Source organism: Streptomyces sp. DH37 (assembly GCF_029813835.1).
In the GTDB taxonomy this organism is placed as follows: domain Bacteria; phylum Actinomycetota; class Actinomycetes; order Streptomycetales; family Streptomycetaceae; genus Streptomyces.
This window is the reverse complement of the sequence record NZ_JARVKV010000010.1, coordinates 1-12635: the sequence shown is the minus strand read 5'-3', so window position 1 is coordinate 12635 and position 12635 is coordinate 1. Positions and strand designations below refer to the sequence as shown.

Here is a 12635-nt window from a genome sequence, read left to right as displayed (position 1 = left end):
GTGCCCTGCGTGGTGGGAGGCCCGCCCCCCTCGGGCGGCCCGACCCCGGACACAGGGAGGATAGCCACCCTTGTGCGCCGAACCGGACAGGACCGGCTGTGGAGTACGGGAGGTGGCCCTCCCGGATCACCGGCGGGAGGCGTCAGGTGGCGTCGGAGTCGTACGGCGGCGGGTCCGCCTTGGGCGCGGGGTCGGCCTTGCGGAGCCGGTCGGGCGCGGCGCCGTCCGGAGGGGCCGCGGCGCCGCCCGGGGCGTCCGCGGAGGAGCGGCCCGAGGTGATCTCCCGGCCGTTGACCGCGTCCGTGACCTCGGCGAGTTCCTGGCGCAGGTCGAAGCCGTTGCGGATCTCCTTCAGCCCGAGGTCCTCGTTGTCCAGCAGGTGCTTGCGCGCGAAGTTCTTGGGGTTGAGGTCCTCGAAGTCGAAGTCCTTGAACTCCGGCCCCAGCTCCCTGCGGATGTCGTCCCGGGCGCTGTCGGAGAACTCACGGATCTTGCGGATGAACCTCGCGACGTCCTGGATCACCTTCGGCAGCTTCTCCGGGCCGAAGACGAGGATCGCGAGGATGACGAGAGCGATCAGCTCGAGGGGTCCTATGTCGAAGAACACCGTTCAGCTCCCTCATGTGCGTCCACGACCCGTGCGGCCACAGTCACGGTACCCGGCGCGGCCACGGGACGGGAGTCGGCCGGGCGAACAGCGGCCGTCGCGGCGGCCATCGTGACGGCCGTCACGGGCCGGCCGCCGCGCCGAGGACGACCGTCACCGGCCGCTCCCGGCCGCCGCGCTCGACGGTCAGTTCCAGCCGGTCGCCGGGGCGGTGGCCGCGGATCCTCACGATCAGCTCCTCGCCGCTCCGCACCGGGGTGCCGTCCACCGCGGTGATCACGTCGCCCTCCTCGATGCCCGCCGCGTCGGCGGGTCCCCCCGGCACGACCGCCGCGCCCTCGTGCCCGGAGGGCAGCCCGACCCGGGCCCCGTCGCCGGAGTACCCCATGTCGACCCGCACGCCGATCACGGGGTGGGTGGCGCGGCCGGTGTTGATCAACTCCTCGGCCACCCGCCTGGCCTGGTTGACGGGGATGGCGAAGCCCAGGCCGATGCTGCCGCCGGCGCCCCCGTCCGGCAGGCCGTCGCCGGCGGCCCGGATCGCGCTGTTGACGCCGATCACCCGGCCCCGCGCGTCCATCAGCGGACCGCCGGAGTTGCCGGGGTTGATCGGGGCGTCGGTCTGCAGCGCCTCCACGTAGCTGACGTCGCTGCCGCCGCCGTCGTCCTGATCGCCGCCCGCGGTGATGGGGCGCTCCTTGGCGCTGATGATCCCGGCGGTGACCGTGCCCGCCAGGTCGTACGGCGAGCCGATCGCCACGACCGGGTCGCCCACCCGCACGGAGTCGGAGTTGCCCAGCGGCAGCGGGCTGAGCCCGGAGACCCCCTCCACCCTCAGCACGGCCAGGTCGTAGCCGCTGTCGGTGCCGACGACCTCGGCGAGCGCGGTCTCGCCGCCGTGGAAGGTCACCCTGATGTCGCCGCCTTCCCCGGCGGGCTCCACCACGTGGTGGTTGGTGAGGAGGTGGCCCCGCGTGTCGAGGACGAAGCCGGTGCCGGTGCCCTGCTCCCCGGCGCCGCGGACGTGGAGGGTCACCACGCCCGGCAGGGCCCGCTCGGCGATCCCCGCCACGCTGTCCGGGGCGCGGCCGGTGTCCTCGGCCGGGGCCTGGGACAGCTCGACGGTGCCGATCTCGCCGTGGCGCTGCGCGTACGCCCCGATGCCGCCGCCCACGGTCCCGGCGGCCAGCGCCAGGACGACGGCCGCGGCGGCCGTCCGGCCCCGGCGCGGCGAGGGGGGCGGCGGGGGCGGGGCGTGCGGCGTGTGCGGGAGCGGCGTGTGCGGGGGCGGCGCCGCGGCCGACGGCGGCGCCCACGGGTCGTAGCGCGCGAAGACCCCCGTCCCGGGCTCGGCGGCCTCCGTCGGGGGCGGCAGCCGGGTGCCCTGGGCGGGCGTCGCCACGGGGCGCTGGACGGGCGGCGCGGGGGCCCAGGGGCCGGGGCCGCCGTAGGGCGGTGTGCCGTACGGGTCCTCTCCGTGCAGCGGTGCCGGAGCGTCCCCGGCGGTGGCGCCCTCCGCCGCCGGGCGCGGGGCGAAGATCCCGCGCGGACGGCTCCACCACGTCGGCCGCGACCCGGCGGCCTTCCCCTCGTCCATGTTCTCCCCAGCATCCGCCCGCGTTGCGCTTCGCGCGGACTCGCACCGCATCCCCACGATTCAACCAGTTCCGCACCTCCGGGCGAAGCCGGACCGGCCGGGGGTGCGGGGTTGTCCCCCGAAAGACCGCGAGCGCCGGTTCCGCGCGCCCCCGGGCCCCCGAGCGTACGGAACCGCCGGGGCGCGTCGGCGCCCCGGCGGGAGGACGGGCGGGAGGAGGCCCGGTCAGGGCCCGGCCAGCGGCCCGACGGGCGCCGGGGCGGTGGCCGTGGCCGTGCCGGTGGCCGGAGCCGTGACCGAGGGCGCCGCCGCCATCGGGGACGCCGCGACGAGCGGCTGCCCGGTGGGTCCGTGCCGCTCCGGCGGACCGGCGTCCAGCGGCTGCGTCCCGTACTGCGTCGGGCGTATCAGGGGCGGGTGCGGGGTGGGGAGCACATCGATCACCGGCACCGTCATCAGTCCGTCGTACCGGGCGGTGTACGCGGCCTCCAGCGGTGGCACCGGCCGCGTGGGCGAGTGCATCGGCGTCAGCGTCGGCGTCGGCGCCGGGGTGGGCCCGCCCGGGGTGCCGGCCTCTCCCTTCCGGGCGCTCTCGCCCGGTCTGCTGCCGGGCCGCTCCCCGCCGCGCTCCGCTCCGACCGCGGCCGTACGCGGCGGGCGGGTGGTCGTACCGCCGTCCCCGCCCGCGGCGACCGTGGAGCCGCCGGTGGCGGCGGAGGTGAGCGCGCCGCCGATGGCGAAGGCCGCCAGCGAGACGGCGCCCGCCGCCACGAAGGCGAAGCGGCGCCCGCGCGAGGCCGGCCGGTCCGTCTCGTGGATGCGGAACCCCCGGTCCGGGGTGAGCGCGCCGCCGGTCGGCAGGTACTCGAAGTCCCAGACGGACCCGGGCGGGCCCGACGGCCCGCCCCGGCCCCGCCCGGGGCCGTCGTCCAGTCCTCCCGGCAGGCCCTGGAGCCTGGCGAGCAGCCCCTCCGAGGGCGGCGGGGGCGCGGAGTCGGCGAAGACGCTCTTGAGCCTGCGCTGGGCATCGGCCTCGGCCTTGCAGGTGTGGCAGGTCGCCAGGTGGGCGAGGACGCGCTCGCGCGTCTCGTGCCCCAGCTCGCCGTCCACCAGGGCCGCGAGGCGGTCGCCCAGGTGCTGCTCCGCCGGGGTCGGTTCCAGGTCGGGTGCGCCATCGTATGTGTCGTATGTACCGCTCACGCGGGGTCGCCCTCCCCTCCCACGGCACCGGGGAGCACCCCGGCCAGCGCGCGCTGCTCGGCGCGCACCTCGGGCGACCGGTGCTTGAGCGCCTTCCGCAGGTGGGAGCGGCCGCGGTGGATGCGGCTGCGGACCGTGCCGAGCTTCACGCCGAGCGTCGCGGCGATCTCCTCGTACGACAGCCCCTCGATGTCGCAGAGCACCACCGCCGCCCGGAACTCCGGGGCGAGGGTGTCCAGCGCCTGCTGGACGTCGGCGTCGAAGTGGGTGTCGTTGAAGTGCTGCTGCGGCGAGGGCTCGCGGCTGGGCAGCCGCTCGGCCGCGTCGTCGCCGAGGGCGTCGAAGCGGATGCGCTGCTTGCGCCGCACCATGTCCAGGAACAGGTTCGTGGTGATGCGGTGCAGCCAGCCCTCGAAGGTGCCGGGGGTGTAGGTGGACAGCGAGCGGAAGACCCGGACGAAGACCTCCTGGGTCAGGTCCTCGGCGTCGTGCTGGTTCCCGGTGAGGCGGTACGCGAGCCGGTAGACCCGTGCGCTGTGGGTGCTGACGATCTCCTCCCAGGTGGGAGGCGTCCACGCCGGGGCGTCCGCGTCGGTGGCGAAGGTCGCGGTGGTCACGGAGTCGCCGGCGTGGCGGTGGTCAGCGGTGTCGTTCACGGATTTCGGCTCGCCGGACGACCTGAGGAAGCGCCTCAGCACTCCCCGGTCACCGGCCGCAGCCGCACCTCCCCTGTCGGCTCTGGTGGTGTCCAGTGGAGCCCCTACCATAGCCACCTCGCCCGTTAGCTCCGGATAAGCTTCTTTGACCCTCTTCTGGCCATGTGCCATGTACGTTCCCCCCACCGCTCACCGCACGGCCTCTCCCCGACCAACGCGCGGTCCCATCTGCGGGTTCCCGACGCCAACGGATACAGTCACGGTTGCGTGGACCACGGGGACAGGAGAGGGCGATTACCGGCAACCGGCAGACGAGCTGGGCGTTCGCCGATGCGTACGGCGCGGAGAACGTCCAGCACGCCGAGCGCTCCGAGCACTCGGCAGCGCTGCGCTGGGCTCGTGACCGGGCCCGGGAGGCGGGCCTGCGCGCGGTGTCGGACGGCACGGGCGCCGCGCTGCGGCTGCTGGCGGCGGCCGTGGACGCCAAGGCGGTGGCGGAGATCGGCACCGGCACCGGGGTGTCGGGCATCCACCTGCTGCACGGCATGCGGCCCGACGGCGTGCTGACGACCGTGGACACCGAGCCGGAGTGCCAGCAGATCGCCCGCCAGGCGTTCCGCGCGGCGGGCTTCGCGGCCAACCGCGCCCGCTTCATCCCCGGCCGCGCCCTGGACGTCCTGCCCAGGCTCGCCGACGGCGGGTACGACCTGGTGTTCTGCGACGGCGACCGGACGGAGTGCCTGGAGTACCTGGGCGAATCGTTGCGTCTGCTGCGCCCGGGCGGTCTGGTCTGCTTCGAGGGCGTCTTCGCCGACGGCCGCACCGTCGACTCCTCGGCGCAGCCCGCCGAGGTCCTCAGGCTGCGCGAGCTGCTGCGCACGGTCCGGGACAGCACCGCGCTGCTGCCCTCGCTGCTGCCGGTGGGCGACGGCCTGCTGTGCGCGGTCAAGCGCGGCCACTGAGCCGCCGCGGCCGTCTGCCGCGGCGGCCCTGCGGCAGACGGCCGGCGCCGGAGGGCGCACAGTCGCCGGACAGCACACCGCCGCCCCCGGGCGCCGTGCGCTCCGGGGGCGGCGGTGACACAAAGGCGGTGGTGGCGCCAGAGGTCTTCGATGTCTCCTCGGCCTCAGCCGCAGGCCTTCTTCAGAGCTTCGCCGAGTGCATCCGCCTCGTCGGGGGTGAGCTCGACGACGAGTCGTCCACCGCCTTCGAGCGGAACGCGCATGATGATGCCCCGCCCCTCCTTGGTCACCTCGAGCGGGCCATCGCCCGTCCGCGGCTTCATGGCCGCCATGCTCGTTCCCCTTCCTGAAACCAGCTGATCTCGGCCGGCAACCCAGGTGTCGCCGACGTCGAACACATTGCTTCCCGTTCATTATCCCGCATCACATGACCCCATGACCAACATCGGTCCGTATCCCTTGCACAACGCTCTCTCGCAAAACCACCCAATTCGGGGATCAAGCTGCGATACTGCGCCCTTCTCCCCCGCAGCCGGCTCCGCGTCCGTTTGACGCAGGTCACATGCCGGGCCGTATGTCGACCGCCGTCGTTCCTTGCCATGCTGGCCCCCATGTCAGACAACGTGGTCTACGAAGTGTCCGAGGGTCTCGCGACCGTCACCCTCAACCGCCCCGACGCCATGAACGCGCTCGACACCGCGCTCAAGGAGGCGCTGCGGGACACCCTGCGGAGGGCCGCCGACGACCCCGCCGTCCGCGCGGTGCTGCTGACCGGCAGCGGGCGCGCGTTCTGCGTCGGGCAGGACCTCAAGGAGCACGTCGGCATCCTGCGGCGGGGCGGCGGCGACGCCCTGGACACCGTGCGGGAGCACTACAACCCCATCACCCTGGCGATCGCCTCCATGCCCAAGCCGGTGGTGGCGGGGGTCAACGGCGTCGCGGCCGGGGCCGGGGCGGGCTTCGCCTTCGCGGCCGACTACCGCGTGGTGGCCGACACCGCCGCCTTCAACACCTCCTTCGCCGGGGTGGCCCTCACCGCCGACTCGGGGGTGTCCTGGACCCTGCCGCGCCTGGTCGGCCCGGGCCGCGCCGCCGAACTGCTGCTGTTCCCGCGCAGCGTGGAGGCGCGGGAGGCGCTGGAGCTGGGCCTCGCCAACCGGGTCGTCCCGGCCGACCGGCTCGCGGACGAGGCCCGCTCCGTGGCCCGGCGGCTCGCCGAGGGTCCGACGGCCGCGTACGCCGCGCTCAAGGAGTCCCTCGCCTACGGCTCCACGCACTCCCTGGCCGAGACGCTGGAGAAGGAGGCGGAACTCCAGGTCCGGGCCGGCGCCTCGGAGGACCACAGGATCGCGGTGGAGGCGTTCGTCAGCAAGGAGAAGCCCGTCTACCGCGGCCGCTGACGCCCCGTCGGCCCGCGCCCCGCCGCCCGGCGCCGTGTGCCGGGCCGCGGGGCGGCGTGCAGCGGGACGGCGTGCGTCAGACGGCGAGGCGCGGGCCGCGGGCGCAGCAGTCCGCCAGGTGGTCGTCGACCAGGCCGCACGCCTGCATCAGCGCGTAGGCCGTGGTGGGCCCGGTGAAGCGGAAGCCGCGCTTCTTGAGGGCCTTGGACAGCGCCGTGGACTCCGGCGTGACCGCGGGGACGTCGGCGAGCGTGCGCGGTGCGGGCCGGCCGGCCGGGTCGGGGGCGTGGGACCACACCAGGGCGTCCAGCTCGCCCGGGGCCCACTCGGCCACGACCCTCGCGTTGGCGATGGTCGCGTCGATCTTGGCGCGGTTGCGGATGATGCCCGGGTCGGCGAGCAGCCGTTCCCGGTCGGCGTCGGTGAACCTCGCCACCTCCGCGATCCGGAAGCCCGCGAACGCCGCCCGGAAGCCCTCGCGCCGGCGCAGGATGGTCAGCCAGGAGAGCCCGGACTGGAACGCCTCCAGGCACAGCCGCTCGAACAGCGCGTCGTCGCCGTGCACCGGGCGGCCCCACTCGGTGTCGTGGTACGCGGTGTAGTCCTCCGTGGCCAGGCCCCACGGGCAGCGCGGCAGTCCGTCCGGACCGGGCAGCGCCCCGCCCGCGGCGCTCACCGGGACTCCCCGGGCTCGCCGGCGGCCTCGCCGAACAGCTCGGGGCTGCCCATCGCGGCCGCCTGCGCGCCCGCCAGCGACGCCTCCAGTTCGGCGATCCGGGCGTCGCGCTCGGCCAGTTCGGCGCCGAGCCGGTCGAGCACGTCGTCCACCTCGGCCATCCGGTAGCCCCGCACGGCCGGCGGCAGCCGCAGCGCGTCCAGGTCGGCGCGGTTCAGGGGGCGGTCGGCCGGCAGCCAGGCCTCGAGCCGGTCCGGCGGGGCGTCGGCGAGTCCGCCCCTCGCGGTGCGGCCCGGCCCGTCGCCGCCTCCCACCACGGCCAGCGCGACCGCGGCGACCACCACGACCAACGCGATCAGCAGAAACCAGAACACGCCATCTCCCCGGGTCCGACGCACCAAACGACAGGTACAGCTCTCCTGTGATCGTGCCATGAGGTGCCGGGGGCTAGGGTCGGCGGCGTGACACGGTGCGGTGCCTGGGGACCGCAGGAGGAGAGGACAGCGGATGCTGCGGCTGGGACGGCGCGAGTTCGGCGAGCACGAGACGGTGGTCATGGCCATCGTGAACCGGACGCCGGACTCCTTCTACGACCGGGGCGCCACCTTCCGCGACGGACCGGCGCTGGACCGGGTCGAGCAGGCGGTCTCGGAGGGCGCCGCCATCATCGACATAGGGGGCGTGAAGGCCGGGCCCGGCGAGGAGGTGTCGGCCGAGGAGGAGGCGCGGCGCACGGTCGGCTTCGTCGCCGAGGTGCGGCGGCGCTGGCCGGACGTGGTGATCAGCGTGGACACCTGGCGGCACGAGGTCGGCGAGGCGGTCTGCGAGGCGGGCGCCGACCTGCTCAACGACGCCTGGGGCGGCGTGGACCCGAAGCTGGCCGAGGTGGCGGCGCGGTACGGCGCCGGGCTGGTGTGCACCCACACCGGCGGCGCGCGGCCGCGCACCCGCCCGCACCGGGCGGCGTACGACGACGTCATGGCCGACGTGCTGCGCCGCACGGTCGCGCTCGCCGAGCGCGCGGTCGGGGCGGGGGTGCGGCGGGACGCGGTCCTGATCGACCCCGGCCACGACTTCGGCAAGAACACCCGGCACTCGCTGGAGGTCACCCGGCGGCTGGACGAGATGGTGGCCACGGGGTGGCCGGTCCTGGTGTCGCTGTCCAACAAGGACTTCGTCGGGGAGACCCTGGACCGGCCGGTCAGGGAGCGGCTGACCGGGACCCTGGCCACGACCGCGGTCTCCGCCTGGCTGGGGGCGCGGGTCTACCGCGTCCACGAGGTGGCCGAGACGCGGCAGGTGCTCGACATGGTGGCCTCCATCGCGGGCCTGCGCCCGCCGGCCGTGGCCCGCCGCGGGCTGGCCTGAACGGGCGGGACGGCGGGACGGCGGGACGGCGGCGCCCGGCCGGGTGCTCCGGCCGGGTGCGGCCCCCGCCTCCGGGACGGCCCGGTCAGTCCGGGTCCTCCGGCTGGAACCTCTCCCCCGGCGAGCCCTGGCCCGAGGTCTCCTTGGTGACCAGCGCGATCGTCTCGTCCACGTCGTCGGTGAGGTGGAAGAGCTCCATGTCGTGCTGGCCGATCTTGCCGCTGGGCACCACGGTGTCGCGCAGCCAGTCCACCAGCCCCCGCCAGTAGTCCGTGCCGAACAGCACGATCGGGAAGCGGGTGACCTTGCGCGTCTGGACCAGGGTCATCGCCTCGAACAGCTCGTCCATCGTGCCCATTCCGCCCGGCAGGACGACGAAGCCGCTCGCGTACTTCACGAACATCGTCTTGCGCACGAAGAAGTAGCGGAAGTTGACGCCGATGTCGACGTACTGGTTCATCCCCTGCTCGAAGGGCAGTTCGATGCCCAGTCCGACCGAGGTGCCCTCCGCCTCCCGCGCGCCCTTGTTGGCCGCCTCCATGGCGCCCGGGCCGCCGCCCGTGATCACCGCGAAGCCGGCCTCCGCCAGCGCCCGGCCGATCCGCACCCCGGCCTCGTACTCGGGCGACCCCTCGGGCGTGCGCGCCGAGCCGAAGACGCTGATGGCGGGGCCGATCTCGGTCAGGGTGCCGAAGCCCTCGACGAACTCCGACTGGATGCGCATGACCCGCCAGGGGTCCTGGTGCAGCCAGTCCGAGGGGCCGGCGGTGTCCAGCAGGCGCTGGTCGGTGGTGCTGTGCTGTACCTGGCCGTGGCGGCGCACCACCGGTCCGAGGCGCTGCTCCCGCGGTGCGCGCCGCTGCTCGAACTCCTCCGCACTGGCCATGCCGTACTCCCTTGTCGACGCCGACGTACAGGCCGCCAGGGTACGCAGGTTCCGGCCACACGGAGCGGAACGTGCCCGGGCGCACCGGCGGCCACCCGATGACGTGGGGCCCGCACCGACGGCGCGGACCCCGTGGATCAGCCGATACCCAGTGGATCAGGCGGTAAGCCAGGCGCGCAGCCGCTCCTCGCAGTGCTCGATCAGCGCGGTCTCGACCCTCTCGTCGCGCCTGTGCGCCAGATTGGGGTTCCCGGGACCGTAGTTGACGGCGGGCACGCCCAGCGCGCTGAACCGGGAGACGTCGGTCCAGCCGAACTTCGGCCGCGCCTCGCCGCCGACCGCCTCGACGAAGGCCGCGGCGGCCGGGTGCGTGAGACCGGGCCGTGCCGGGCCGGAGCTGTCCTCCACCGTGAACTCCGCCACGCCGCAGTCGGCGAACACCTCGCGCACGTGCGCGACGGCCTGCTCCTCGGTGAGGTCGGGCGCGTAGCGGTAGTTGACGGTCACGGTGCACTCGTCCGGGATGACGTTGCCCGCGACGCCGCCCTCGATCCCCACCGCGTTCAGGCCCTCGCGGAACTCCAGTCCGTCGACCACCGGCCGCCTCGGCTCGTACGCGGCCAGGCGGGCGAGGACGGGGGCCGCGGCGTGGACGGCGTTGGCGCCCATCCAGCCGCGCGCGGAGTGCGCGCGGCGCCCGGCGGTGCGCAGCCGCACCCGCAGCGTGCCCTGGCAGCCGCCCTCGACCTGGCCCTCGGAGGGCTCCAGCAGCACCGCGAAGTCCCCGGCCAGCCAGTCGGGATGGGCCTGCGCCAGGTGGCCGAGGCCGTTGAGGTGGGCGGCGACCTCCTCGTTGTCGTAGAAGACGAAGGTCAGGTCCCGGTTCGGCTCGGGGACGGTGGCGGCGATCCTGAGCTGGACGGCGACCCCGGCCTTCATGTCGGAGGTGCCGCAGCCCCACAGCACGCCGTCCTCCAGCCGGGAGGGCACGTTGCCGGCGATCGGCACGGTGTCGATGTGCCCGGCCAGGACGACCCGTTCGGCCCGGCCGAGCCCGGTGCGGGCGACGACGTTGTTGCCGTACCGGTCCACGCGCAGGTGCGGCAGCGCGCGCAGCGCGGTCTCGATCGCGTCCGCGAGCGGTTTCTCGCCGCCGCTGACCGAGGGGACGTCGACGAGCCGCGCGGTCAGCCGCACGGCGTCCTGGGTCAGGTCGAGGCCCTCTTCGGGGGCGGGTCCGGGGTCCTGGGGGGCACGCTCCATACGGCCGACCCTACCGGGCGCCCGCGCGCGGGATCCCTCTCCGTCCGGGTCGCGGACGCGGTGGGCACCGGTACCTTTGTCGCGTGTCCGAGCGAGCTTCAACTCCGCGTCGCGGCAGGCTGCTGCGCCTGGCCGCCGCGTGCGTCGTCCTGCTCGGACTCGCCGGGTACCTGTTCGTGCGCCACGACCCCGGCGGGTCCGGACCGGCGCGCTGCACCGTGACCGCCGCCGGGAGCGGCGAGCCGTACGTCATCGAACCGCAGCAGGCCGCCAACGCGTCGACCATCCAGGCCGTCGCCTCCGCCCGCGGACTGCCCGAACGGGCCGTCACCATAGCCCTGGCCACGGCCATGCAGGAGTCGGCGCTGCGCAACATCGACTACGGCGACCGCGACTCCGTCGGCCTCTTCCAGCAGCGCCCCTCCCAGGGCTGGGGGACGGCGGAGCAGATCATGGACCCGGTGTACTCGGCCGGGAAGTTCTACGAGCACCTGGTGGAGATCCCGGGCTACTCCCGGCTGCCGCTGACCGTCGCCGCGCAGCGGGTGCAGCGCAGCGGTTTCCCCGACGCCTACGCCAAGCACGAGTCCAGGGCGGCGCTGCTCGCCGCCGCGCTCACCGGCCGCCGGGCCGCCGCGCTGAACTGCGTGCCCGGGGACGGCGCCCGGGGGGCCGCGGCCGCCGGCGACCCGGTGCGGGTGCGCGAACGGCTGGTCCGCGAGTTCGGCGCGGACGTCCTGCCGGACGCCCGGGGCTTCGACGGCGGCGCCGGGCGCAGCGCGCCCGGCCCGGTGGTCTCCGTCCCCGTCCACACCCCGGCGCGCGGCGGCGAGGCGGACGCCGAACGCCGCGGCTGGGAGGTGGCGCACTGGGCGGTGGCCCACTCCCTGGAGCTGGGCATCGAACGCGTCTCCTACGGGGAGCGGGTCTGGGAGGCCGGCAGGGCGGCCGAGGGCTGGCGCGCGGCCGGGGGCGGCGCCCCTTCGGAGGTCGTCATCGCCACCGCGCGGTAGCGCACCGCGCGCCCCCGGCGGTGGTCCCCGGGACCTCCGCCGTCACCGCACGGCACTTCTCGGTGTCACCCGGACGGGGGTCGTTCGCCCCATCGGCCGAACCCTCGGGGACCACGCGCCCGGCCTCCTCCGAAAAGCGCCGAAATCCTTGGGGGGACTGGCCCCGGAGGCCCTCCGGGGCCCGTTCGATCTGACCCGGTTGTCCGTTCTCGCCCCGGCCGGAGCGCGCGGCGCATTGCCAATCCTTTACCCGGGCGGCCGCAACTTCCGGGCCTCCCGGCGCGATAGGCACGGCGTCCGAGGGGCGCCGCCCCGGCCGGACGCGCAACGACGCCCCGCGGGCCGCGGCCCGCGGGAACTCCTCAGCAAGCCTCTTCTCCGTCGAAGGAGCAACATGTCCCTCCCCCTCTCGCGCCGGATCGCACGGACCGCGCTGCTGGTCGCAGCGGGCGCCGCCTCCGCAGTCGGTGCGGCCGGTTCCGCGAACGCCGCCGACCTCCTGCCGTCCGCCAAGAACCTGGGCGGAGTGAGCAACCTGGACGGCGCGAACCTGGGCGACACCATCGACGACACCTCGCGCAAGACGAGCGACCAGGCGGCCAACACCGGCAGCAAGGCCGTCAAGAAGACCGTGCCGACCGCGGGCAGGACCGTCGGCGCCGCGGGCAAGACCGCCGTCCCGGCCGTGCAGAAGACCGTCGACGACGCGGTGGGGACCGCCGGTTCCCTCCTCGGCGAGACCGCCGAGCCCGCCACCGGCGGCAAGGGCAAGGCGGCCAAGGACACGAAGGACGGCAAGGGCGGCAAGGGTGCCAAGGGCACCAAGAGCGCCCAGGACGGCAAGGGCGCCAAGGGCAAGGTGCCCTCCGTCGGGAAGCTGGCGAAGGCCGACTCGCTGACCGACGGCCTGCCCGCGGCCGACAAGCTGCCGCCGGTCAAGAACCTGCCGCTGGTCTGACGCCGGTACGCGCGGGCGGGGCCCGGGGAGCCGATGCGCTCCCCGGGCC

General features: G+C 75.0%; 14 protein-coding genes. 5 read left to right on the top strand and 9 right to left on the bottom strand.

Going from position 1 to position 12635, the window contains the following annotated elements; all coding sequences use genetic code 11:
- Positions 1-142: 142 nt before the first annotated feature.
- From QC029_RS07845 to sigE, 4 genes are all read right to left on the bottom strand, one after another.
- Positions 143-607 (bottom strand): sec-independent translocase, encoded by a 465-nt coding sequence (locus QC029_RS07845; protein WP_279554743.1) that lies wholly within the window; start codon positions 605-607, stop codon positions 143-145.
- Between the two features lie 121 nt (positions 608-728).
- Entirely contained in the window at positions 729-2204 is a 1476-nt protein-coding gene (locus QC029_RS07840; RefSeq protein ID WP_279554742.1) for a trypsin-like peptidase domain-containing protein, read from the bottom strand.
- A 225-nt stretch (positions 2205-2429) separates the two neighbouring features.
- Complete coding sequence (locus QC029_RS07835; RefSeq protein WP_279554741.1) at positions 2430-3404, bottom strand: anti-sigma factor; 975 nt, start codon at positions 3402-3404, stop codon at positions 2430-2432.
- The gene (sigE, locus tag QC029_RS07830) at positions 3401-4171 is read right to left on the bottom strand and encodes an RNA polymerase sigma factor SigE (RefSeq protein ID WP_279554740.1); all 771 of its coding nucleotides are present in this window, start codon (positions 4169-4171) and stop codon (positions 3401-3403) included. Before sigE ends, QC029_RS07835 begins: the two co-directional genes overlap by 4 nt.
- A gap of 152 nt (positions 4172-4323) precedes the next feature.
- Here sigE and QC029_RS07825 point away from each other — a divergent pair, with 152 nt between their 5' ends.
- Positions 4324-5022, top strand: coding sequence for an O-methyltransferase (locus QC029_RS07825; RefSeq protein WP_279554739.1), 699 nt, complete (start codon positions 4324-4326; stop codon positions 5020-5022).
- Positions 5023-5186: 164 nt separating this feature from the next.
- Here the strand turns inward: QC029_RS07825 and QC029_RS07820 are convergent, their stop codons facing one another.
- The gene (locus tag QC029_RS07820) at positions 5187-5354 is read right to left on the bottom strand and encodes a DUF3117 domain-containing protein (protein ID WP_014137929.1); all 168 of its coding nucleotides are present in this window, start codon (positions 5352-5354) and stop codon (positions 5187-5189) included.
- Between the two features lie 279 nt (positions 5355-5633).
- On the opposite strand from QC029_RS07820, the gene QC029_RS07815 reads away from it, so the two are divergent.
- Entirely contained in the window at positions 5634-6422 is a 789-nt protein-coding gene (locus QC029_RS07815) for an enoyl-CoA hydratase-related protein (protein ID WP_279554735.1), read from the top strand.
- A gap of 76 nt (positions 6423-6498) precedes the next feature.
- On the opposite strand, the gene QC029_RS07810 is transcribed toward QC029_RS07815, so the two are convergent.
- Together QC029_RS07810 and QC029_RS07805 are read right to left on the bottom strand one after the other, a co-directional pair.
- Positions 6499-7098, bottom strand: coding sequence for a DNA-3-methyladenine glycosylase I (locus QC029_RS07810; protein ID WP_279554734.1), 600 nt, complete (start codon positions 7096-7098; stop codon positions 6499-6501).
- Positions 7095-7472, bottom strand: coding sequence for a DivIVA domain-containing protein (locus QC029_RS07805; protein WP_279554733.1), 378 nt, complete (start codon positions 7470-7472; stop codon positions 7095-7097). The genes QC029_RS07810 and QC029_RS07805 overlap by 4 nt, the downstream gene beginning before the upstream one ends.
- A 133-nt stretch (positions 7473-7605) precedes the next feature.
- On the opposite strand from QC029_RS07805, the gene folP reads away from it, so the two are divergent.
- Positions 7606-8466, top strand: a complete 861-nt coding sequence (folP, locus tag QC029_RS07800) for a dihydropteroate synthase (protein ID WP_279554732.1) — start codon at positions 7606-7608, stop codon at positions 8464-8466.
- Positions 8467-8551: 85 nt separating this feature from the next.
- Here the strand turns inward: folP and QC029_RS07795 are convergent, their stop codons facing one another.
- Both QC029_RS07795 and dapE read right to left on the bottom strand, forming a co-directional pair.
- Positions 8552-9352, bottom strand: a complete 801-nt coding sequence (locus tag QC029_RS07795; RefSeq protein ID WP_279554731.1) for a TIGR00730 family Rossman fold protein — start codon at positions 9350-9352, stop codon at positions 8552-8554.
- Positions 9353-9508: 156 nt separating this feature from the next.
- Positions 9509-10615: a succinyl-diaminopimelate desuccinylase gene (dapE, locus tag QC029_RS07790; protein ID WP_279554730.1), complete on the bottom strand. Its 1107-nt coding sequence runs from the start codon at positions 10613-10615 to the stop codon at positions 9509-9511.
- Positions 10616-10698: 83 nt separating this feature from the next.
- Between dapE and QC029_RS07785 the strand changes: the two genes are divergently transcribed.
- Positions 10699-11628: a heavy metal transporter gene (locus QC029_RS07785; RefSeq protein ID WP_279554729.1), complete on the top strand. Its 930-nt coding sequence runs from the start codon at positions 10699-10701 to the stop codon at positions 11626-11628.
- Between the two features lie 394 nt (positions 11629-12022).
- Positions 12023-12586 (top strand): ATP-binding protein, encoded by a 564-nt coding sequence (locus tag QC029_RS31075; protein ID WP_336621567.1) that lies wholly within the window; start codon positions 12023-12025, stop codon positions 12584-12586.
- The last annotated feature ends 49 nt before the right edge of the window (positions 12587-12635 follow it).